The following is a 21,196-nucleotide window of genomic DNA, read 5'->3' on the forward strand; positions in this document are numbered from 1 at the left end:
ATGTGAAATTTACGAAAACTATTTGGAAAGGGTTTTGTATTTTCGAAGATGAATGCAACAAAAAACCAAAGACATCCAAAAACATTTTGAAGGTTTTCTCAAAACTCCCAGTTTATGGGTAGGGAAACCGTTTTATACTTTCGAACCTTTTAAAATAGCGCAGCAGTTTACTGCTTTTAATCTCGCAATTGACGCCAATCTAAGACTGGGGAAATACATCGAACGTTTTGTTTCCTTTCAACTTCGTCAAAATCCTCAGATCGAAATTCTTTCTGAAAATATTCAAATTCAGAGAGAAAAAACCACCTTAGGAGAACTTGATTGTATCCTCTTAAAAAATAAAAAACCGATTCATCTTGAAGTGATTTATAAATTTTACTTATATGATCCCTCCGTTGGAACTGACGAAATTTCCCATTTTGTAGGTCCCAATAAAAAAGACACTTTGCGCTCTAAATTAAACAAACTCAAAGAAAAACAGTTACCTCTGCTCTACTCCAAGGAATGTATTCTTTATTTAGAAAAGCTTCCTTTGGAAATTGATCAAATTGTTCAACAGGTCTATTTTAAAGCACAATTATTTATTCCTTATTCAGCAAAGAATATTCAGTTACACCAATTGAATTCGGAGTGTATTGTTGGATTTTATTTTCATAGAAATGAAATTTCCCGATTGAATACAGCTACATTCTATATTCCAAAAAAGAAGGATTGGTTAGTCATACCTCACACGAATGTAGATTGGCTTAGCTATTCAGATTTCATTGACCAATCTAAAGACTTTTTAGAAAGGCAATTTTCCCCACTCTGCTGGGTAAAAAACCCAAAAGGAGTACTCGAGAAATTCTTTTTTGTTTGGTGGTAAAACGAGTGCTTATTTTTGCCTCTTTTTTAGCTCTGCTTCAATGTCTTTTAACTTAAATCCTTTTGCTTGAAGCAATAATAGATAATGGAATAATAAATCGGCAGATTCATAAATAAACAATTCATCATTTGAATCCATTGCTTCAATCACAACTTCCACAGCTTCCTCTCCTACTTTTTGTGCTACTTTATTGATTCCCTTGTCAAATAAGCTTGCCACATAGGATTTCTGAGTGTCTTTGTTGGCAACTCTCTCTGAAATAACTTCTTCTAAGGTAGAAAAGAACCCATAATTTGGACTATTAACTTCATTCCAACAAGTATCGCTTCCTTTGTGACAGGTAGGTCCATTTGGATGCACTTGGATCAATAAACTATCATTGTCGCAGTCCAATTTGATATCAACTAAATTTAATACGTTTCCACTTTCCTCTCCTTTGGTCCACAAACGATTTTTTGTTCTACTAAAAAAGGTAACCAATTGGGTTTCTTGAGTTTTAGCAAAGGCTTCTTCGTTCATGTAGCCCAACATCAAGACCCTTTTGGTCGTTGCATCTTGGATAATCGCAGGTACTAATCCGTCTGAATTTTTATTAAAATCGATATTCATTCTTGTTGTTTTATTACTCCTGTTAGCAAATTTAATTATCTAATCGGAGAATTTGGGTACTTGTTAACTATTATTATTTAAAAACTCTTATCCTTTACTTATTATTAGATACGCACTGGAATGGAATGGACTTTCAATGCTTTTTTCAATTCTAAAATTGGTATTTCACCAAAATGAAAAACACTTGCTGCCAATGCGGCATCGGCTTTTCCTTGTTGAAAGGTATCTATAAAATGCTGTATGGTTCCAGCTCCACCAGAAGCAATAATCGGTATATTCAATTCAGTTGACAATTTTGCTAAAGCTTCATTGGCAAAGCCTTTTTTTGTGCCATCATTATTCATTGAAGTAAATAAAATCTCACCCGCTCCTCGTTCTTCTACTTCTTTTGCCCAATCAAATAAATTGATCTCCGTAGGAATACTTCCTCCTGCTAAATGCACCAACCATTGACCATCAACTTCTTTTGCATCTATTGCCACCACGACACACTGACTTCCAAATTTATCTGCCAATTCATTAACCAATTCAGGTCTTTTGATTGCTGAAGAATTAATCGATACTTTATCTGCACCACATTTCAACAAAAGGTCTACATCTTCAACAGAAGAAATTCCACCTCCAACTGTAAAGGGGATATTGACTTGTTCCGCAACTTTCAAAACCATTTCAACCATCGTTTTTCTCGCTTCTAGAGTTGCCGAAATGTCTAAAAAAACCAGCTCATCTGCGCCTAAATCGGCATATTGTTTCGCTAGAACTACGGGATCTCCTGCATCTATTAAATTGATAAAATTAATTCCTTTTACTGTTCTTCCGTTTTTAATATCTAAACAAGGAATGATTCTTTTTGTTAACATGCTGTATGGCTCTATATTTGGGGTTCTGTTCTTTATAATAGATAGGAAATAAAAGAAGTACGATATTAAAAAATGAAGGTGAATAAGTCTATTGTACTTCAAACTTTCAATAGTATAGGTCTCCTATTTTCTACTGTTGTACTATAAAATTCTCCAATTGTTTTAAACTAATTTTATTCTCATAAATTGCCTTTCCAATAATAACTCCTTCGCAGCCAATTTCCGACAACTTTGGGAGTTCTTCAAAGGTTGAAATTCCTCCAGAGGCAATTAACTTTATGGGATTTTCGGAAGCTATTGTAGTAGATTCTAAAATACTTACATAGGTTTCAAAACTGGGGCCCAGCAACATTCCGTCTTTGGAAATATCTGTACAAATAATATATTCGATACCCTTTTCCTGATATCCTTTTATAAATGGGATCAACTCCATATTACTTTCTTCTTGCCATCCATTAGTTGCGATTTTCCCTCCTGTTTGGTCGGGATAAAAATCTGCTCCCAAAATGATTTTTTCAGTACCATATTTTGAAATCCAGCGCTCAAAAGTTGCTCTATCTTTCACTGCGATACTGCCACCTGTAATTTGGTGTGCACCTGAATTAAATGCAATTTCTAGATCTTTGTCTGATTTCAAACCTCCTCCAAAATCTATCTTTAAATTTGTTTTTGAAGCGATTTGTTCCAAAACTTTATAATTGATTATTTGACTTGCTTTTGCTCCATCTAAATCGACTACATGTAAGAATTCTATTCCTGCAGCTTCAAATTCTTTGGCAACCTCTATGGGGCTTTCATTATAAATTTTTTTGGTACTATAATCACCTTTTGTCAAGCGGACACATTTTCCGTCTATTATGTCTATCGCTGGTAGTATTCTCATATCTTAAATATTTTTTATACAGTTAGATTGGGAAAATTTGATATTCAAAGTGAGCTATTAAAAGTGAAATATTAAAAGTTTGATATTTAATGTTCTTACTTCTACTATCTAACTTCTTACTTTAATTCTATAAAATTCTTCAAAATTCGTTCTCCTTCTACGCCACTTTTTTCTGGATGAAACTGGACTCCATAAAAATTATTTTTTTGCAAGGCAGCAGCATAAGGAATTTCGTAATCGGTAATTGCAATGGATTCCTTGCAGTTTTCAGCATAAAAACTATGTACCAAATACATAAATTCTTTCTCTTGGATTCCTGTAAACAGGTTGGATTTCAAACTAGAAATGGTATTCCACCCCATTTGAGGAACTTTTACATTCTTTGAAAAGCGCTTTACTTCGACATTAAAAATTCCAAGTCCTTTGGTATTCCCTTCTTCAGAAGAATTGCACATGAGTTGCATGCCTAAACAAATTCCCAATACAGGTTGAGTTAACGTAGGAATCACAACATCCAACCCGCTTTTTTTCAACATTTTCATCGCAGAGCTAGCTTCTCCAACACCTGGAAAAATAATCTTGTCGGCAGCTCTAATTTCTTCAATAGAGTTGGATAAAATAGCATTTATACCTAATCGATTAAAAGCAAACTGAATACTTTTAATATTTCCGGCACCATAATCGATAATTACGATTCTCATAATGAGTTATTTATTATTTGTTGTTTATCAATAAGTTACATTATTACCAATAAGAACTTCGTCTTAGAGCATTCCTTTTGTGGAAGGTAAAAACATGTTGTTTGCATCTCTTTTTACAGCCATTTTCATTGCTTTAGCAAAGGCTTTAAAAATTCCTTCAATTTTATGGTGCTCGTTAGTTCCCTCTGCTTTGATATTCAAATTACATTTTGCACCATCAGTAAAGGATTTAAACAAGTGAAAAAACATTTCTGTAGGCATGTCCCCTATTTTTTCTCGTTTAAATTCAGCATCCCATTCCAACCAATTTCGACCACCAAAATCTACTGCAACTTGCGCTAAACAGTCGTCCATTGGCAAACAGAAACCATAGCGTTCAATTCCTAATTTGGTTCCCAAGGCCTTGTTAAAAAGTTCTCCAAATGCAATCATTGTGTCTTCGACTGTATGGTGTTCGTCCACTTCCAAATCGCCCTTTACTTTGATGGTAAGATCCATAGCTCCATGACGACCAATCTGATCCAACATATGATCAAAAAATGACAAGCCTGTAGAAATATCGTTGTTCCCAGAACCATCTAAATTCACTTTGATATAAATTTTCGTTTCGTTGGTATTCCTTGTAATTTCTGCTACTCTATCTTTCAACTTTAAGAAATTATAAATTTCAGCCCAATCAGTACTTTTAAGAGCAATACAACCAACAATTTCTTGTTTAGACTGTTCGATATCTTCAATTCCTAAATCAGGATTTTCAGCTAAATAGATTCCTTTTGCCCCTAAGTTTTTTGCCAATTCCATATCTGTCATTCGATCTCCCAATACAAAAGAGTGCTCCAAATCATAGGTTTCAGAAAAATAGTGAGTCAAAAGACCTGTTCTTGGCTTTCTAGTAGATGCATTTTCATGTGGGAAAGATCTGTCGATCAACACTTCAGAAAAGACAACACCTTCTTTTTCAAAGGCACTGATGATTTTATTCTGTGCTGGCCAAAAAGTATCTTCAGGAAAAGAACTGGTACCCAATCCATCTTGATTGGTAACCATTACCAACTCATAATCCAATTCTGAAGCAATTTTTGCCATGTATTGAAATACTTTTGGGTAAAATTCTAACTTCTCCAAACTATCCAATTGATAATCTACAGGGGGTTCTAAAACCAAAGTTCCATCTCTATCTATAAATAATACTTTTTTCATTTATAATTCTTTTAAAGCGTTCCATAATGTTGTATTCTCTTCTTCGGTTCCGATAGTAATTCTTAGGCAATTTTCACAAAGAGGTTGTGTAGTTCTATTTCGAATCACAATTCCCTTTGCGATGAGTTGTTGGTATCGTTTGGTGGCATCATCTACTTTGATCAACACAAAATTACAAGCTGTCGGATAAATCTTTTGAATAAAAGGAATTGTTTCCAAACGAGAAATCAACGCTGTTCTTTGATTTTTTATCTCAAGAATTTCTAAACTTACCTCTTCAGCCTTACTCAAACGCTCAACTGCTCTTTGCTGTGTAAGTTCGTTGACATTATAGGGGGGTTTGATCTTGTTTAGAATACTGATAATTTCTTGAGAAGCATAGCAAACCCCTAAGCGGATTCCTGCCAAGCCATAAGCCTTTGACAACGTTTGTGTAATGATCAAATTTGGAAATTCTTCCAATCGTTCCAACCAACTTTTTTCATCCGAAAAATCAATATAGGCTTCGTCTATCACTACCAAACCTTTGAATTCCCCCAACAGAGTTTCCACTTTTTCTGTCGAAAAACTATTTCCAGAAGGATTGTTAGGTGAACATAAAAACAAAATTTTTGTACGTGGATTTACATGCTTTAAAATTTCAGTAACTTTTGGTTGAAAACGATCAGTCAATAGGACTTTTGTATTTTCAATCGCATTGATATTCGCCAAAACACTGTACATCCCATACGTAGGAGGCAATGTGATAATATTGTCTATGTTAGGCTCACAAAAAGCTCTAAAAATTAAATCCAAAATTTCATCACTCCCATTTCCTAATACAATATTTTTGGGTGCTACTTTTTTTAGCTTCGATAAAATTTCTTTCACCTGATTTTGTTGTGGATCGGGATATCGATTGACACCGTTTTCGAAAGGATTTTCGTTCGCATCTAAGAATACCATATCCTGTGTACTTGAATCACTGTATTCATCTCTTGCCGAAGAATACGGTTGCAAACCTTTGATGTTCTCTCTTACGAGCTGGTTGATGTTGAAATTTGTAGTATCCATAATCGCATCGACTCCCAAAGGTCGTCGTCAAATAATTATTTGTTTATTTTAAATCGTTTAATCGTAAAATCACAGCATTTTTATGGGCTTCTAAACCTTCCTCTGCGGCCATAACAGCGATAGAATTTCCAATATTCAAAATTCCTTCTTTAGTGATTTCTTGAAAGGTAATACTTTTTGTAAAGCTATCTAGATTCACCCCAGAATAGGCTTTCGAAAAACCATTGGTTGGCAAGGTGTGATTTGTTCCGGAAGCATAATCACCAGCACTTTCAGGGGTATAATTCCCAATAAACACTGAGCCAGCATTTTCAATCTGATCTACATAAAAACTCGTATTCTTAGTACAAACAATAAAGTGCTCTGGTCCGTATTCATTGATCAATTCCAAGGCAATTTCATCAGAAGCAACCCATATCGATTTGGAGTTGTCGATGGCTTTTTGCGCGATATCTCTTCTAGGAAGCGTTATTAATTGTTTTTGAAGTTCCAAAGAAACTTTTTGAATTAGTTTTTCTGATGTTGAAACCAGAATGACTTGACTATCTGCTCCATGTTCAGCTTGACTCAACAAGTCTGAAGCAACATAACTCGCATTGGCAGTATCATCAGCAACCACTAATAATTCGCTTGGCCCTGCAGGCATATCAATTGCAACACCATATTTGGTTGCCAATTGTTTAGCAACGGTTACAAATTGATTTGCAGGTCCAAAAATCTTATAGACCTTCGGAATGACTTCAGTACCAAAGGTCATTCCAGCAATGGCCTGAATCCCCCCTACCTTGAACACTTTGGTGATACCACAGAGTTGTGCTGTATATAAAATAGCGGGATGAATCTCTCCGTCCTTGTTGGGAGGGGAACACAATACAATTTCTTTACATCCTGCAATTTGTGCTGGAATAGCAAGCATTAGAACGGTAGAAAATAAAGGAGCGGTTCCTCCTGGAATATACAAACCTACTTTTTGAATGGGTCTTTTTTCTTGCCAACACGAAACACCATTAGTGGTTTCTATAAAAACCTTTTCCGTTTTTTGAGCTGTATGAAACGCTTCAATATTTGATTTTGCCTGTTGAATTGCAATTTTCAATTCATCGGAAACTTTAGCAACTGCAATTGAAAATTCAAATACAGCAACTTGGGTGTTTTCTAATTCGACACCATCAAAAAGGGCAGTATATTTTGAAATGGCAGCATCCTTATTTCTTTTAACGTCGTCAAAAATTTGAGTTACCGTTTGTTCAATATCACCAACCGTTTGTGTGGGGCGTTGCAATATGGTTTTCCACTCTTTTTTTGCGGGGTTCTTTATGATATTCATTGTATTCGATTTTAAGAGATTCTAAAAAATTTCGCGTCAAAAACCAACAAGGTTTGAGTCTTTTAAATAACCATGTTTTCAATTGGACAAACCAATATTCCTTCTGCACCTGAAGCTTTGAGTTCATCAATAATTTCCCAAAACTGTCCTTTGTCAATCACAGAATGCACAGAACTCCATCCATTTTTTGCCAATGGCAAAACTGTAGGACTTTTCATTCCAGGTAAAACAGAAATGATTTCTGAGAGTTTGTCATTGGGAGCGTTCAGTAAAATATATTTTGAATTTCTCCCTTTCAATACTGCTTTAATTCTAAATTGAATTTTTTCTAAAATAGTACTCATTTCTTCCGAAATTAAGGGTGAAACTGCTAAAACAGCTTCCGATTCAAAAAGTACTTCAATTTCTTTCAATCCGTTTTTAAACAAGGTACTTCCACTCGATACTATATCACAGATTCCATCTGCCAAGCCTATACTAGGAGCAATTTCCACAGAACCACTAATGGTGTGTAAATTAGCGTCAATAGCATTTTGCTGTAAATATTTCTGGACGGTATTGGGATAGGATGTGGCGATTCGTTTTCCTGCTAAATCTTTCAATGAATTTGCTTTAGAACTTTTCGGTACCGCTATCGAAACTTTACATTTCGAAAAACCCAATCGTTCTACAAATTGAAGATCACTTCCTTTTTCGATCAATACATTTTCTCCAATAATGGCAACATCTACCACTCCGTCTCTCAAGTACTGAGGTATGTCACCATTCCTTAAATAGAAAACTTCTAAAGGAAAATTTCTTGCTGAAGCTTTTAACTGATCTTTACCGTTGTCAATAGCAATTCCAATTTCTTTTAAGATTCGCATAGAATCTTCATTTAATCTTCCTGATTTTTGAACTGCAATTCTAATTTTTTTCATGTTCTGTTGTTTAATGCTTGAGCAATCCGTCTTATTTTCATAGAAAAAACCCGCTTGATTGTCTCAAACGGGTTTGTAAATATCTTGATTTTATTCAATACATTTTCACTTCGCTTGATTGCAAATTAGAAAATGGTGGTGATGGTTTTGAATAAATTTCATTTTTTTGATCGTAAGCAACAAATATAGTGATTTTAATATTTATAAAAAAAAACCTAGTAACGATATTTGATATTTCCCTTTATTTTTAAGGGTATCATAAAATTTAGCACTCGTTTGTGCATAATTATAATATTTTTTTATTTTAAATTATAAATACAGTAATAAAAATGCAACATCCTGATTGCGAACAGGTAACATTACGAGTAACCTAAAACTAAGTTCAATAAAACTTTCATATTTGAACAAAATAAGATATCTTTCAAAAAAAAACATATGAATTATGAGAAAAAATTTAAAGCTCTTCTAGAAAAGTATCAAAGACTCGAACAACAATTAGAAGGACTACTCATAGATTCCGATAAAAAATTGCCTTCCTATCTCGAAAACAATAATGAAATGTTTGTCATTATTGAATTAATTTTTGATACAAATAATCAAGCTGTAGACTTCTACTTTCGAAAAGTTAATTCTACTTTTCAAAAAATAATTGGCCTCCCAATTGAAGAAATCATAGATCACAAAGTAAATGATATTTTTGTGATCGTTGAAAATTATTGGTTTGAAACCTTTGCTAGGGTATTAAAAACAGGAAACACTCAATCTTTTCAGAATTATTCTAAAGAGCTTCAAAAGTATTTTGAAATTTATGCCTGTAAAGTGAATGAGCAAGAAATCGCTATAATTTTTAATGAAATTCCAGAAAATACTAAAAAACTTACCCAATTAAAAGAAACCAAAGCCAAAGTAGTTGCCCTAAACATTTCTAAAGACCGTTTATTAACCGTGATCGCACACGATCTAAGAAGTCCTTTTAATGTAATTCTTGGGTATTCTAATTTATTAATCGAAAATGCAACTGCAAATCGAAATTTAGAAGAAACGTTAAAATACAGTACCATCTTATACACCAAAGCCAAAGAGTCTCTAGTAATGTTAGACAATATTTTGGAATGGGGAAATACTCAAAACGAGTATGTTAATTTTAAAATTGAAAAGATTAGAATCAATATTCTTATTGAAGAAATGATTCAGATATTACATCCGAGTGCTAGTATTAAAAAGATTTCCTTAGTCTTTAATGCATCTGATCCTATTGCTGTACTAGCAGATCGAAATATGTTGAAATCAATTTTTGTAAATCTTATTTCAAATGCAATTAAATTTACCAATGCCAATGGAGAGATACAAATTTCTTCTAGCATTCAAAACGATTTTTGTGAAGTTAGAATCTCTGACAACGGTGTAGGAATCGATCCTAAAAAACAGGCCGAGTTATTCAAGTCAAATAAAAACACTTCATCTATAGGAACCGCTGGAGAATCTGGTAGTGGATTGGGACTGCTAATTTGTAAAGAATTTGTCCAAATGAATCATGGAGAAATAAAATCTGAAAGTAAAATAGGAAGAGGAAGTAGTTTTATATTTACACTTCCATTGAGTTTATAACTAAGAGATTCTCAATTTTTATCATAAAAAAGACTCAAGTTTTTACTTGAGTCTTTGTATTTTTAATCGCTTTTTTTTTAAAATTATCCCTTAAAAACAATTTTACGCATACGAAGATTTTCTGGAGTTACCTCTAAATATTCGTCAGCTTTAATATATTCCATATTTTCCTCTAATGAGAAATTTATTTTTGGAGCAATTTTCATAGCATCATCGGTACCCGATTTTCGCATGTTAGTTAATTGCTTTCCTTTGATCAAGTTTACAGCCATTTCATCAGATTTTGAATTTTCACCAATGACTTGACCAACATAAATCTCTTGATTCACATCAATAAAGAAACGTCCTCTGTCTTGTAAGCGGTTTAATGCATAGGCAGTTGCTTTACCAGCAGCAGAAGAAACGATTGCTCCTTTTACTTCTTCGGTAAAGTCTCCTTTGTAAGGCCCATATTCACTAAATCTATGGTTGATAATTGCGGTACCCGCAGTTGCTGTTAAAATTCTGTTTCTTAAACCAATCAATCCTCGAGATGGAATTGAAAACTCTAAATGTTGAAGATCTCCTTTAGGTTCCATGATTAATAAATCACCTTTACGTAAAGAAACCAAGTTTACCGCTTTAGAAGCAACATCTTCAGGAACATCAATCGACAATGTTTCCATTGGCTCATGTTTCTTCCCATCAATCATTTTAATAATTACTTGTGGTCTTCCCACTTGCAATTCATATCCTTCTCTACGCATGGTTTCGATCAATACGGATAAGTGTAAAACACCACGACCAAAAACATTAAATTTATCTTCAGAATCGGTTGTTTCAACTTTTAAGGCTAAATTCTTTTCTAATTCTTTAAAGAGGCGATCACGAATGTGACGAGAAGTAACATATTTTCCTTCTTTACCAAAGAAAGGAGAATTGTTAATTGTAAACAACATGCTCATGGTAGGTTGGTCAATTTCTGTTCTTGGCAACGCTTCAGGATTTTCTAAATCAGCGATAGTATCTCCAATTTCGAAACCTTCCAGACCTGTTATTGCACAAATATCTCCACAAGGTACTTTTTCTACTTGAACTTTCCCCATTCCTTCGAATACATGGAGTTCTTTGATTCGAACTTTCTTTGTAGATCCGTCAGCCTTACAAAGCATATACTCTTTTCCTACTTCTAAATCTCCCCTAAATACTCGTCCGATGGCAATTCTACCTGTAAAAGAAGAAAAGTCTAAAGAAGTAATTTGCATTTGAGGAGTACCTTCATTGTATTTGGTTGCTGGAATTGACTCCAACACGGCATCCAATAAAGGAATAATATTTTCGGTTTGATTTTGCCAATCGGTACTCATCCAATTGTTTTTTGCTGAACCATAGACTGTTGTAAAGTCCAATTGCTCCTCTGTTGCTTCTAATGCAAACATTAAATCAAAAACTTTTTCATGAACGATATCAGGAGTACAGTTTTCTTTGTCTACTTTGTTAACAACCAAAATAGGTGTTAATCCTAACTCTAAAGCTTTCCCTAACACAAAACGAGTCTGAGGCATCGGTCCTTCAAATGCATCTACTAACAACAAAACACCGTCTGCCATTTTCAATACACGCTCTACTTCACCACCAAAATCGGCGTGACCCGGAGTATCAATAACGTTAATTTTTGTATTCTTGTAGGTTACAGAAACGTTTTTGGATAGAATTGTAATTCCTCTTTCACGTTCTAAGTCATTATTGTCTAACAATAAATCTGTACGTTCTTTACGATCGTCCAATACTTTAGCTTGATCAATAATTTTATCTACTAGTGTTGTTTTTCCGTGATCGACGTGCGCAATGATTGCGATATTTCTTATTGGTTGCATTTGTACTTTCTTAAATTTCGTGCAAAAGTAGTTGTTTAGATGTGAATTACAATCTTTCTATCGAGTTATTTTAACCAAAAAAGCCTTTTCACATGTCATTGTTTGGGAGTATGCTACTTTCAAAATCCACAAAGCCACTTTTCTGAAAGGATACACTTACCGATAAAAAAGGAAACAATCCCTTTTGGATTATGAAAATTAAAGATCTTCTCGAAAAGCTGAGGGTAAGATATTTGGAATCAATTTGATAAGTAAAGGCAATAGCAAAGCGCCACCTATAGTAAGAGAAAGACAGCAAATGCAGGAATGGCCTTGCAAATATCGAGCAATTGGTTTCTAACTTTTAACGTTTCTTCTTCGGTCAAATCCGTTTTTATTGATTTTTTAATCAATCGAACCACTTCCTTACTCTCGGCTAATTCTTTCGCCAATCGCGCTTTATTTTTAATCAGTAAAATGTTAAGTTCCTCTCTGGAAGTCATTACAATTTTCTTCTTTTTCGTTCTGCCTGAATCAGATTCAGCTCTCTGCTGGTCTGTCCAGCTACCGAAGTATTTTCTTCTGCTCTTCTAATCAAATATGGCATCACGTCTCTAACTGGTCCAAAAGGAACATACTTGGCTACGTTGTAGCCTTCTTTTGCCAAGTTAAAACTGATGTGGTCACTCATCCCTAATAATTGCCCAAACCATAAGCTAGGATCATCTACAGCAATGTGGTGCTTTTTAGCAAGTTCCATCACCAACATTGAACTTTCCTCATTATGAGTTCCTGCAAAAAGAGCAATTTTTTTATGTTCCAAAATATAATGAATTGCTTCATTATAATTTAAATCTGTAGCAGCTTTGTCGGCACAAATTGGTGAAGGGTAATTGTGTTCATAAGCTCTTCTGCGTTCTTTTTCCATATACGCACCTCTCACGACCTTTAATCCAATATAAAACCCTTTTTCTTGTGCTCTTTGGTGCAGTGCTTTTAAATATGACATTCTATCATGTCGATACATTTGTAGGGTATTAAAAACAATCGCTTTTTCTTTGTTGTAGGTTTCCATTAAATCTTCTAACAAATCGTCAGCAGCCCCCTGCATCCAACTTTCTTCAGCATCAATTAATAGTGGGATATTTTTTTCAGAAGCAGCTTTACATACTTCGTGGAAGCGTTCTTTAACGCGCTCCCATTCTGTATTTTCTTCAGGGGACAATTCCTTACCTTCTGTTATTTTTTGAAACAAACCGAATCTTCCAAAACCAGTTGGTTTGAATACGGCATAAGGAATCGATTTTTTATCTTGACTAAATGCAATTACTTTCAAAATTTTCTCAACGGTTGCATCAAAAACTAGTTCTCCTTCTTTTCCTTCCACAGAATAGTCCAGAACGCTACAGACATTTCCCTTTTCATACATTCCATCTATTACAGTTAAACAATCTTCTTCGTTTACGCCACCACAAAAATGATCAAAAACTGTCGAACGAATCAACCCTTCAACGGGTAAATGTGCTTTTAAAGCAAAATTGGTAACTGCTGTTCCAATACGAACCATCGGTTGGTTTTGAATCATCTTAAAAAGAAAATATGCACGTTCTAGTTCAGAATCTGATTTTAAAGAAAATGCAACTTGGGTGTTTTCGAAAAATTTCATTAAGGGTATAATTTAATTCAACAAAGATAGCGATAGACTGCAAATAATTTAATAATTTCTACTTAAATTGCGCATTTATTGAAACCCATATGAAATCTATTCAAGCTGCCTCTTATCTTGTTCACTTTCAAGATAAAGCCTACCAAAACCTTAACAATTTAATTATTGAAAAGAACTACTCTACCCTCTTTATTCTAGTAGATGAGAATACTTTTGAACACTGTTATCCTAAATTTATTCCGAATTTGGTTACAGAAAAACCAATTGAGGTTATTGAAATTGAATCTGGTGAAATAAATAAAAACATAGAGACTTGTATTGGTGTTTGGAATGCAATAACTGAATTGGGTGGAGATCGAAAAAGTTTACTCATCACTCTAGGTGGTGGTGTCATTACAGATTTAGGTGGTTTTGTTGCGGCAACTTTTAAACGTGGAATTGACTTTATCAATATTCCGACCACTTTATTATCGATGGTTGATGCATCTGTAGGTGGAAAAACAGGAGTAGACTTAGGGGTATTGAAAAATCAAGTTGGATTGTTTTCAAATCCAGAAATGGTGTTGGTTGATTCTCAATATTTGTCGACCGTTACAGAACGAGAAATTAAGTCTGGAATGGCAGAAATTATTAAATACGGACTTACTTATGACCTGCATCTTTTTAATCAGATAAGAACATCTAAAGAACCCAATTACGATGAATTAATATTTCGATCTGTAGAAATAAAAAATGAAATCGTTTTGCAGGATCCTAAGGAACACAGTTTGCGAAAAATTTTAAATTTCGGGCATACTATTGGGCATGCAATTGAATCTTTTTACCTAGAATCAAAAGACAAAGAAAACTTGACGCACGGGGAGGCTATTGCAATTGGAATGGTTTGTGAAAGTTATATTTCTTCAAAATTATTAAACTTCCCTGTCCAAAAATTAGCCTTGATAAAAGAAACGATTGTCGATCTCTATCTCAAAACGAACCTTTTAGAAAGTGATTTTGGAGCTATTCTTGACCTATTGAAACACGATAAGAAAAATGTAAGCGGACAAGTTAACTTTGTATTGCTCAATGATTTTGAAAATCATCAATTGGATTGTAAAGTCTCTGAAGCACTCATTATTGAAAGTATGAATTTCTATAATTCTTAAGACGTTTCACAACAAGATTTGTAGATATCCTCATAGACTGGCAAGATATTTTCTAATGAAAATTGCTTGGTATGTGCCTTTGCATTTTGTTTGAATTGTAAAAGGGTAGCATCATCTTTTAAGATAGAGATGGTATTTTGTGACATCTCAACTACATCTCCCAAATTACTTAAATATCCTGTTTTTCCGTGAATATTCACTTCTGGCAACCCCCCAGTATTTGTTGATATTACTGGAGTATTTGCGGCCATTGCTTCCAGTGCAGCAAGTCCAAAACTTTCTGTTTCTGAAGGCAGTAAAAAAACATCCGAATAGCATAATACCTTAGCTACCTCGTTGCTATTTCCTAGAAAAAATACTTTTCCAGAAAGTCCCAATTGCTCAACCAATTGCTCTGTTTTTGCTCTTTCTGGACCATCACCTACCATTAATAGTTTTGAAGGAACATCTTGTTGTACTAAATGAAAAATTCGTACTACATCTTCAGTTCTTTTTACAGATCTGAAATTACTCACATGGGTTAAAATTCTTTCATTAGGATTTGCCAATGCAATTCGTTGGCACTCTTCATGGTTCGCATGGTCGTACTTTTCGTCATCAATAAAATTATAAATTACTTGAATCTCTTTTTTGATATTAAAAAGGCGATTGGTTGTGTCTTTTAAACTTTTAGAAACTGCCGTAACCACATCAGAATGATTGATGCTAAATTCAACCGCTGTTTTATAGGTTGGATGGCTTCCAACTAAGGTAATGTCAGTTCCGTGAAGTGTTGTAACCACTTTGATGTGAATTCCTTTTTCTTTCAACATTTGCTTAGCCATATAGGCAGCATAGGCATGTGGTATTGCATAATGCACGTGTAAGACTTCCAAATGGTGTTTTTCTACAACATCTACCATTTTAGTTGATAGTGCCAATTCGTAGGGTTGATAGTGAAATAATGGATATTCTTCTAGCAGGACTTCATGAAAATGTAAATTGTGTGAAATAAAATCTAAACGCACAGGTTGGTTGTAAGTAATAAAATGAACTTCGTGCCCTTTATCGGCCAAAGCCATTCCCAATTCTGTTGCGACAACTCCACTTCCACCAAAGGTTGGATAACAAACAATACCTATTTTCATTCCTAGTATAAAGATTTAATATTTGAGCGATTTACAATTTCCTCGCAGTAAAGATACTTGTATTCTAAGAGAACTATTCAAAAAAAATACTTAAGTATGGATCCAAAATGTTTAACATTGACACAATTGACTCATTATCAATTTATTTATAATTAAACAATCATTTAAACCTCTTAAAATTTAAAAACCTTTGAGTTCCTCCTTATAAGCTGACTGAGAAGAAATCTCTAGCTCTTCAATCTAAAGGCAAAGAATCACTGTTGAAGAGTACAAAAAAAAAGAGTTTTTCAACATTATTGAAAAACTCTTTGATAACTATCGTATTTCACTTTTAAAAGTGAGAAATGTGTTTTTAATAATCTCCTAAGGTTTCTGGATTTTGTGACAAAGCATCTTCCAATTGAGCATCACTAGGTGCTTTCCCATGCCAAGCATGCGTATGCATCATAAAATCGACCCCATTCCCCATTTCTGTTTTTAACAAAATACAAACGGGTTTTCCTTTTCCTGTTTTAGATTTTGCAGCAGCCAAAGCAGCTAAAATAGTATCGATGTCATTTCCTTTTTCAACTTCTAAAACCTCCCAATCAAAAGCTTCAAATTTTGCTTTGATGCTTCCCATTGCCAAAACCTCATCGGTAGAACCGTCAATTTGCTTTCCATTTAAATCGATTGTACAAATAATATTATCTACCTTTTTGGCAGATGCGTACATAATTGCTTCCCAGTTTTGTCCCTCTTGCAGTTCTCCATCACCATGTAAAGTATAAACGATTTTTGAGTCTCCGTTTAATTTTTTTGCTTGTGCAGCACCAATTGCAACCGACATTCCTTGTCCTAAGGAACCTGAAGCTATTCGGACTCCTGGCAATCCTTCATGTGTTGTTGGATGCCCTTGTAATCTAGAGTCTAACAATCTAAAAGTTGCTAATTCTGACACAGGGAAAAAGCCACTATGTGCCAAAACACTATAAAAAACAGGCGAAATATGTCCGTTTGATAAGAAGAAAAGATCTTCGTTGACACCGTCCATCGGAAAGTCTGAAGAATAGTCCATTACTTCTTGGTACAGACAGCTAATAAACTCTGCACACCCCAAAGAACCACCCGGGTGCCCTGAATTTACTTTATGAACCATACGTAAAATATCTCTACGAACTTGTTGCGTGAAATCTTGTAATTGTTGTGTTGTTGGCATTTTTAAATTATAATTTGTTGTGAACAAAAATACAAAAGTGATTGGATTTGTATTGGCTTTAAAAAATATTTATTGAAGATTTATTAACAGCCTGTTTATAGTCCCTCTTCAGGCGACTAAAATGGGTCTATACCTAAGTTTTTTGTTTCTTTTTCTTTGCAGCGGGAAACAATACATTGTTTAAAATAAGGCGATATCCTGGAGATGTAGGATGCAATTCCAATTCGGTTTTTGGGTCTCCAACTCGATGAGTATAATCTTCTGGATCGTGCCCTCCGTAAAAAGTAAACATCCCTTTTCCTTTGGTGCCATGTATATACCGAGCTTCTCTATTGGTTTTGTTTTCCCCCAGAACCAATACATTCGACTTGATCGTACTACGATCAAACGAAGTGGTCTGTCCCATAAAACCTTTGACCACTGTGGTATGATTTTGAGTCAACATTGTAGGAACTGGATCCCATTTAGCAGAAAATTCTACCAATGAAAAATAATCGGATGTTTTAGGGATTTTACGCTTTTGAGTCATGTCGATACTAGAAAACTCATAGGTTATAGGATTGCGAATCAATTCAAAATCTTTAAAGGCAAATGTTTTACGATCATTGATTTTAGATTGATAGTTCGGTTCAGAGGCGTCTCCATCAAACATGGCTTCTGCAATATCTACCCCTTCTGCTGAAAGGGCGATGTCAAAACTATCCGTTGCAGAACACATTGCAAACATAAATCCACCCCCAATCACATAATCTCTAATTTTTTTTGCAACAGCTAACTTTTCTTGAGAAACTTTCTCAAACCCTAATTCTTTGGCTAATTTTTCTGCCCGTTGTTTGCCTTCAATATACCAGGAGTCGTCCTAAAAGAACCGTAAAACCGACCATACTGCCCTGTAAAATCTTCATGATGCAGGTGCAACCATTCATACAATAACAATTTATCATCGAGAACTTCACGGTCATAAACAACGTCGAAAGGAATTTCAGCATAGGTCAATACCATGGTTACTGCATCGTCCCAAGGCAATTTATCTTTTGGCGAATAGACTGCGATTTTTGGAGCTTTCTCTAGGGTTACCGCATCCTGATTGGAAGAGGGTGCACTAATTTCTTGCAATACCAGTTGGGCTTTTGCATCCGAAATTACCTCGTAAGAAACCCCTCTTATTTTGCATTCTTTCTCAATTATTTTATTGTGTTCTATCAAAAAGGCTCCACCATCATAGTTGAGCAACCATTTTGACTTCAGCCCTACTTCCAAACCAAAATACACAATTCCATAGGCCTTCAAATGATTTTTCTGATTCTCATCACTCATAGGGATGTAGATAAAAGATGCCCAAACTGAGTTTGAAATCATTAAAAATAAAAGAAATGAGAGCCCTTTTTTCATTTGCATTTTTTTATGAATTCATTCATCAAATAAAAATAGTGAATTAAAATGGAATGTCAGTTTCATCTCCTCCAAATGCATCTTTGGGTTCAATTCTTTGATCTGGAAAAACATCATCTGGAAAATCTGCATTCATGGATGATTGAAATTCAGAGCTAAAACCTTCTTCTAAATCTGAAAATTTTGCCAAATGCCCTGTAAATTTCAAACGAATATTATCCAAACCACCGTTTCTATGTTTAGCAACAATAAACTCTCCTTGTCCTTCACATGGTGTGTGTTCGTCATCGTCCCATTCAGTCATTCCGTAATATTCAGGACGGAAAATAAAAGAGACAATATCTGCATCTTGCTCAATTGCACCCGATTCACGTAAATCAGACAGTAATGGCCTTTTGGACCCACCACGTGTTTCCACTGCACGAGACAATTGCGAAAGTGCAATGACTGGAACAGCCAATTCTTTTGCCAATGCCTTTAAGTTTCTAGAAATCATAGAGATTTCTTGTTCACGGTTCCCTCCTGCTTTTCCACCAGCTGTCATTAATTGTAAATAATCAATCACAATAATTTTTACGCCATGTTGTGACACCAATCTTCGTGCTTTTGCACGCAAATCAAAAATGGACAAAGACGGGGTATCATCAATAAAGATGGGTGCATCAGATAATTTTTTTACTTTCACGTTGAGTTGTTCCCATTCGTGAGGCTCTAAATTTCCTTTTCTTAATTTTTCAGAAGTCAGCCCAGTTTCCGAAGAAATCATACGGGTAATTAACTGCACAGAAGACATCTCCAAAGAGAATACAGCAACTCCATGATTGAAATCAATGGCCATATTTTTTGCCATCGAAATCACGAAAGCTGTTTTTCCCATACCGGGACGTGCAGCAATGATGACCAAATCGGAAGGCTGCCAACCAGAAGTTAAAGCATCTAATTTGGTAAACCCTGTTGCCAAACCAGACATTCCTTCTTGATTTCCAATTTCCTGAATTTTCTTTAAGGCTTGCTTAACCAAAGAACCTGCATCTTCAGAACTCTTTTTTAAGTTCCCTTGTGTTACTTCAAATAATTTAGCCTCTGCATCGTCTAATAAATCAAAAACATCAGTACTTTCATCGTAAGCGTTTTCGATAATTTCACTTGAAATAGAAATCAACTTTCGTTGAATGTATTTTTGAAGAATGATCCGAGCATGGAACTCGATATGTGCAGAGGATGCAACTTTTTGTGTTAAACGAATTAAAAAGAAATCACCTCCAACAAATTCTAATTTCCCTTTCTTTTTCAACAAGTTCGAAACTGTCAAAAGGTCAATAGGCTCTGAATTCTGGAATAATTCAAAGATGACCGCATAAATTTCATGGTGTTTGCTGTCGTAAAAAGCGTCTGCACTTAAAATATCGATAACATCATCAATTCCTTTTTTATCAATCATCATCGCACCGAGTACAGCTTCCTCTAATTCGACTGCCTGTGGCGGAATCTTACCTTTTTCAAGGCTAATAATTCTCGATTTATCTACTTTTGTTCCTGCGATCGCATTCGTTTTTTCCATGGATACAAATGTAATTTTTTACATTGATTGGGCTTTAAGAATTAGAACTTTTATTTGTTGACAATTATTGTAAACTAAATTGTTATTATCTTGTTCATAACCACACAACTTCTAAATTGATTTGTTATTTTTACCCATATGAAAATTAACAAAAAGCATCTTTTTCTCACAATTCTACTTCCAATTCAGATTGTTTTGGTACAAGCTGCTGGGAAACATCCAGCCATTGTTGAACACTATTATTCTCAAGGTATTTACCCAATCATTGCTGCATTTTTTCGAATGCTATTTGGATGGATTCCGTTTTCTTTTGGAGATGTATTGCTTGCTTTACTTCTTTTTTTGTTCCTACGGTTTGTCTATAAAATGTTTAAAAATAAATTCAAAAATTGGCTTCCGAAATTGGTGCAATTGACTGCCGCACTCTCTCTTCTCTATGGATGCTTTTATCTCTTTTGGGGATTGAATTACTACCGCATTTCTTTGGCTAAAAACTTAGGTTATAATCAAACAGAATACACCACACAACAATTGCTCCATACAACTTCTGAGGTAATTGAACAGTTGAATTATTGTCATGAAAGTATTACCCAAAATGATACCTTGAGAGTCCATAACCCTTATTCCTCAAAAAAAATGTATCAAATGGCATTGAACGGTTATAAAAATTTAGCGCATGATTTTCCGGCTCTTTACTATCAATATCCTTCCGTAAAAAATTCTTTAATGAGCGGGTTGCAAAGTTATAATGGAACAGCGGGGTATTTCAATCCTTTAACAGGAGAAGCACAAGTAAATGATCGAATCCCAAAAACAAGTTACCCAACCACTACCTGCCACGAAATGGCGCATCAGCTTGGATATGCTGCAGAAAATGAAGCGAATTTCATAGGGTTTTTAGCTGCAAATTACAATGAGGATGTCTATTTCAAATATGCTAGCTATCGCATGGCTTTTGGATACCTCATTCAGGAGGTTAGAAAAAGAGACCCTAAAACAGCTTCAGAACTTTGGAAAAAGATTCATATCGGAATTCTGAAAGATTTTCAAAATAGCAATCAATTTTGGAAAGCCTATCAAAACCCATTTGAGCCCTGGGTTAAAAAAGGCTACAATGTGTATTTAAAAGCCAACAAACAAGAAAAAGGGACTGCTTCTTATAATTATGTAGTGGATTTGTTGATTTCTTACTTTGAAGAAAAAAGTTAATTTTTTTTTATTAATTTAGACAGCTATAACAGTT

18 protein-coding genes and 1 pseudogene are annotated in these 21,196 nt (G+C 34.6%); 4 read left to right on the plus strand and 15 right to left on the minus strand.

Features of this window, described 5'->3' with window-relative positions; all coding sequences use genetic code 11:
- The first annotated feature begins 52 nt into the window (after positions 1 to 52).
- A complete protein-coding gene (locus tag RRF69_RS11260) occupies positions 53 to 865 on the plus strand; it encodes a DUF1853 family protein (protein WP_316939877.1) in 813 nt (270 codons plus the stop codon).
- A gap of 9 nt (positions 866 to 874) precedes the next feature.
- Here the strand turns inward: RRF69_RS11260 and hisIE are convergent, their stop codons facing one another.
- From hisIE to hisG, 8 genes are all read right to left on the minus strand, one after another.
- Complete coding sequence (gene hisIE / locus RRF69_RS11265) at positions 875 to 1,474, minus strand: bifunctional phosphoribosyl-AMP cyclohydrolase/phosphoribosyl-ATP diphosphatase HisIE (protein ID WP_316939878.1); 600 nt, start codon at positions 1,472 to 1,474, stop codon at positions 875 to 877.
- 104 nt (positions 1,475 to 1,578) lie between these two features.
- A complete protein-coding gene (hisF, locus tag RRF69_RS11270) occupies positions 1,579 to 2,334 on the minus strand; it encodes an imidazole glycerol phosphate synthase subunit HisF (RefSeq protein ID WP_316939879.1) in 756 nt (251 codons plus the stop codon).
- 130 nt (positions 2,335 to 2,464) lie between these two features.
- Complete coding sequence (gene hisA / locus RRF69_RS11275) at positions 2,465 to 3,217, minus strand: 1-(5-phosphoribosyl)-5-[(5-phosphoribosylamino)methylideneamino]imidazole-4-carboxamide isomerase (RefSeq protein WP_316939880.1); 753 nt, start codon at positions 3,215 to 3,217, stop codon at positions 2,465 to 2,467.
- A gap of 116 nt (positions 3,218 to 3,333) precedes the next feature.
- A complete protein-coding gene (hisH, locus tag RRF69_RS11280; protein WP_316939881.1) occupies positions 3,334 to 3,918 on the minus strand; it encodes an imidazole glycerol phosphate synthase subunit HisH in 585 nt (194 codons plus the stop codon).
- 63 nt (positions 3,919 to 3,981) lie between these two features.
- On the minus strand, positions 3,982 to 5,118 hold the full coding sequence (gene hisB, locus RRF69_RS11285; RefSeq protein WP_316939882.1) for a bifunctional histidinol-phosphatase/imidazoleglycerol-phosphate dehydratase HisB: 1,137 nt from the start codon (positions 5,116 to 5,118) through the stop codon (positions 3,982 to 3,984).
- A complete protein-coding gene (gene hisC / locus RRF69_RS11290) occupies positions 5,119 to 6,171 on the minus strand; it encodes a histidinol-phosphate transaminase (protein WP_316939883.1) in 1,053 nt (350 codons plus the stop codon).
- Positions 6,172 to 6,214: 43 nt separating this feature from the next.
- On the minus strand, positions 6,215 to 7,498 hold the full coding sequence (hisD, locus tag RRF69_RS11295; protein ID WP_316939884.1) for a histidinol dehydrogenase: 1,284 nt from the start codon (positions 7,496 to 7,498) through the stop codon (positions 6,215 to 6,217).
- Between the two features lie 62 nt (positions 7,499 to 7,560).
- Complete coding sequence (hisG, locus tag RRF69_RS11300) at positions 7,561 to 8,418, minus strand: ATP phosphoribosyltransferase (protein WP_316939885.1); 858 nt, start codon at positions 8,416 to 8,418, stop codon at positions 7,561 to 7,563.
- A gap of 435 nt (positions 8,419 to 8,853) precedes the next feature.
- On the opposite strand from hisG, the gene RRF69_RS11305 reads away from it, so the two are divergent.
- The gene (locus RRF69_RS11305) at positions 8,854 to 10,026 is read left to right on the plus strand and encodes a HAMP domain-containing sensor histidine kinase (protein WP_316939886.1); all 1,173 of its coding nucleotides are present in this window, start codon (positions 8,854 to 8,856) and stop codon (positions 10,024 to 10,026) included.
- 83 nt (positions 10,027 to 10,109) lie between these two features.
- Here the strand turns inward: RRF69_RS11305 and typA are convergent, their stop codons facing one another.
- The 3 genes from typA to RRF69_RS11320 form a co-directional block, all read right to left on the minus strand.
- Positions 10,110 to 11,882 carry a translational GTPase TypA gene (gene typA, locus RRF69_RS11310; protein WP_316939887.1) on the minus strand — a complete coding sequence of 591 codons (1,773 nt, stop codon included), beginning with the start codon at positions 11,880 to 11,882 and terminating at the stop codon, positions 10,110 to 10,112.
- Positions 11,883 to 12,157: 275 nt separating this feature from the next.
- On the minus strand, positions 12,158 to 12,313 hold the full coding sequence (locus tag RRF69_RS11315; RefSeq protein ID WP_316939888.1) for a hypothetical protein: 156 nt from the start codon (positions 12,311 to 12,313) through the stop codon (positions 12,158 to 12,160).
- Between the two features lie 50 nt (positions 12,314 to 12,363).
- Positions 12,364 to 13,527, minus strand: a complete 1,164-nt coding sequence (locus RRF69_RS11320) for a proline dehydrogenase family protein (RefSeq protein ID WP_316939889.1) — start codon at positions 13,525 to 13,527, stop codon at positions 12,364 to 12,366.
- Positions 13,528 to 13,616: 89 nt separating this feature from the next.
- On the opposite strand from RRF69_RS11320, the gene aroB reads away from it, so the two are divergent.
- Positions 13,617 to 14,675: a 3-dehydroquinate synthase gene (gene aroB / locus RRF69_RS11325; protein ID WP_316939890.1), complete on the plus strand. Its 1,059-nt coding sequence runs from the start codon at positions 13,617 to 13,619 to the stop codon at positions 14,673 to 14,675.
- Here aroB and bshA read toward each other — a convergent pair.
- From bshA to dnaB, 4 genes and pseudogenes are all read right to left on the minus strand, one after another.
- Positions 14,672 to 15,802: an N-acetyl-alpha-D-glucosaminyl L-malate synthase BshA gene (gene bshA, locus RRF69_RS11330; protein ID WP_316939891.1), complete on the minus strand. Its 1,131-nt coding sequence runs from the start codon at positions 15,800 to 15,802 to the stop codon at positions 14,672 to 14,674. The genes aroB and bshA overlap by 4 nt on opposite strands.
- A gap of 352 nt (positions 15,803 to 16,154) precedes the next feature.
- Positions 16,155 to 17,000 carry a transketolase gene (locus RRF69_RS11335; RefSeq protein ID WP_316939892.1) on the minus strand — a complete coding sequence of 282 codons (846 nt, stop codon included), beginning with the start codon at positions 16,998 to 17,000 and terminating at the stop codon, positions 16,155 to 16,157.
- Positions 17,001 to 17,133: 133 nt separating this feature from the next.
- A pseudogene (locus RRF69_RS11340) lies at positions 17,134 to 18,317 on the minus strand (asparagine synthetase B).
- A 118-nt stretch (positions 18,318 to 18,435) separates the two neighbouring features.
- Positions 18,436 to 19,953 carry a replicative DNA helicase gene (dnaB, locus tag RRF69_RS11345; protein WP_316939893.1) on the minus strand — a complete coding sequence of 506 codons (1,518 nt, stop codon included), beginning with the start codon at positions 19,951 to 19,953 and terminating at the stop codon, positions 18,436 to 18,438.
- 138 nt (positions 19,954 to 20,091) lie between these two features.
- On the opposite strand from dnaB, the gene RRF69_RS11350 reads away from it, so the two are divergent.
- Positions 20,092 to 21,162, plus strand: coding sequence for a DUF3810 domain-containing protein (locus RRF69_RS11350; protein WP_316939894.1), 1,071 nt, complete (start codon positions 20,092 to 20,094; stop codon positions 21,160 to 21,162).
- Positions 21,163 to 21,196 lie beyond the last annotated feature (34 nt).

Origin of the sequence: Polaribacter sp. HL-MS24, from assembly GCF_032758595.1 — a bacterium.
In the GTDB taxonomy this organism is placed as follows: Bacteria; Bacteroidota; Bacteroidia; order Flavobacteriales; family Flavobacteriaceae; genus Polaribacter.

Bases quoted from the DNA above. Each gene is read 5' to 3' on its own strand.
- RRF69_RS11260 (WP_316939877.1), top strand. From the start codon at position 53: ATGCAACAAAAAACCAAAGACATCCAAAAACATTTTGAAGGTTTTCTC.
- hisIE (WP_316939878.1), bottom strand. From the start codon at position 1,474: ATGAATATCGATTTTAATAAAAATTCAGACGGATTAGTACCTGCGATT.
- hisF (WP_316939879.1), bottom strand. From the start codon at position 2,334: ATGTTAACAAAAAGAATCATTCCTTGTTTAGATATTAAAAACGGAAGA.
- hisA (WP_316939880.1), bottom strand. From the start codon at position 3,217: ATGAGAATACTACCAGCGATAGACATAATAGACGGAAAATGTGTCCGC.
- hisH (WP_316939881.1), bottom strand. From the start codon at position 3,918: ATGAGAATCGTAATTATCGATTATGGTGCCGGAAATATTAAAAGTATT.
- hisB (WP_316939882.1), bottom strand. From the start codon at position 5,118: ATGAAAAAAGTATTATTTATAGATAGAGATGGAACTTTGGTTTTAGAA.
- hisC (WP_316939883.1), bottom strand. From the start codon at position 6,171: ATGGATACTACAAATTTCAACATCAACCAGCTCGTAAGAGAGAACATC.
- hisD (WP_316939884.1), bottom strand. From the start codon at position 7,498: ATGAATATCATAAAGAACCCCGCAAAAAAAGAGTGGAAAACCATATTG.
- hisG (WP_316939885.1), bottom strand. From the start codon at position 8,418: ATGAAAAAAATTAGAATTGCAGTTCAAAAATCAGGAAGATTAAATGAA.
- RRF69_RS11305 (WP_316939886.1), top strand. From the start codon at position 8,854: ATGAATTATGAGAAAAAATTTAAAGCTCTTCTAGAAAAGTATCAAAGA.
- typA (WP_316939887.1), bottom strand. From the start codon at position 11,882: ATGCAACCAATAAGAAATATCGCAATCATTGCGCACGTCGATCACGGA.
- RRF69_RS11320 (WP_316939889.1), bottom strand. From the start codon at position 13,527: ATGAAATTTTTCGAAAACACCCAAGTTGCATTTTCTTTAAAATCAGAT.
- aroB (WP_316939890.1), top strand. From the start codon at position 13,617: ATGAAATCTATTCAAGCTGCCTCTTATCTTGTTCACTTTCAAGATAAA.
- bshA (WP_316939891.1), bottom strand. From the start codon at position 15,802: ATGAAAATAGGTATTGTTTGTTATCCAACCTTTGGTGGAAGTGGAGTT.
- RRF69_RS11335 (WP_316939892.1), bottom strand. From the start codon at position 17,000: ATGCCAACAACACAACAATTACAAGATTTCACGCAACAAGTTCGTAGA.
- dnaB (WP_316939893.1), bottom strand. From the start codon at position 19,953: ATGGAAAAAACGAATGCGATCGCAGGAACAAAAGTAGATAAATCGAGA.
- RRF69_RS11350 (WP_316939894.1), top strand. From the start codon at position 20,092: ATGAAAATTAACAAAAAGCATCTTTTTCTCACAATTCTACTTCCAATT.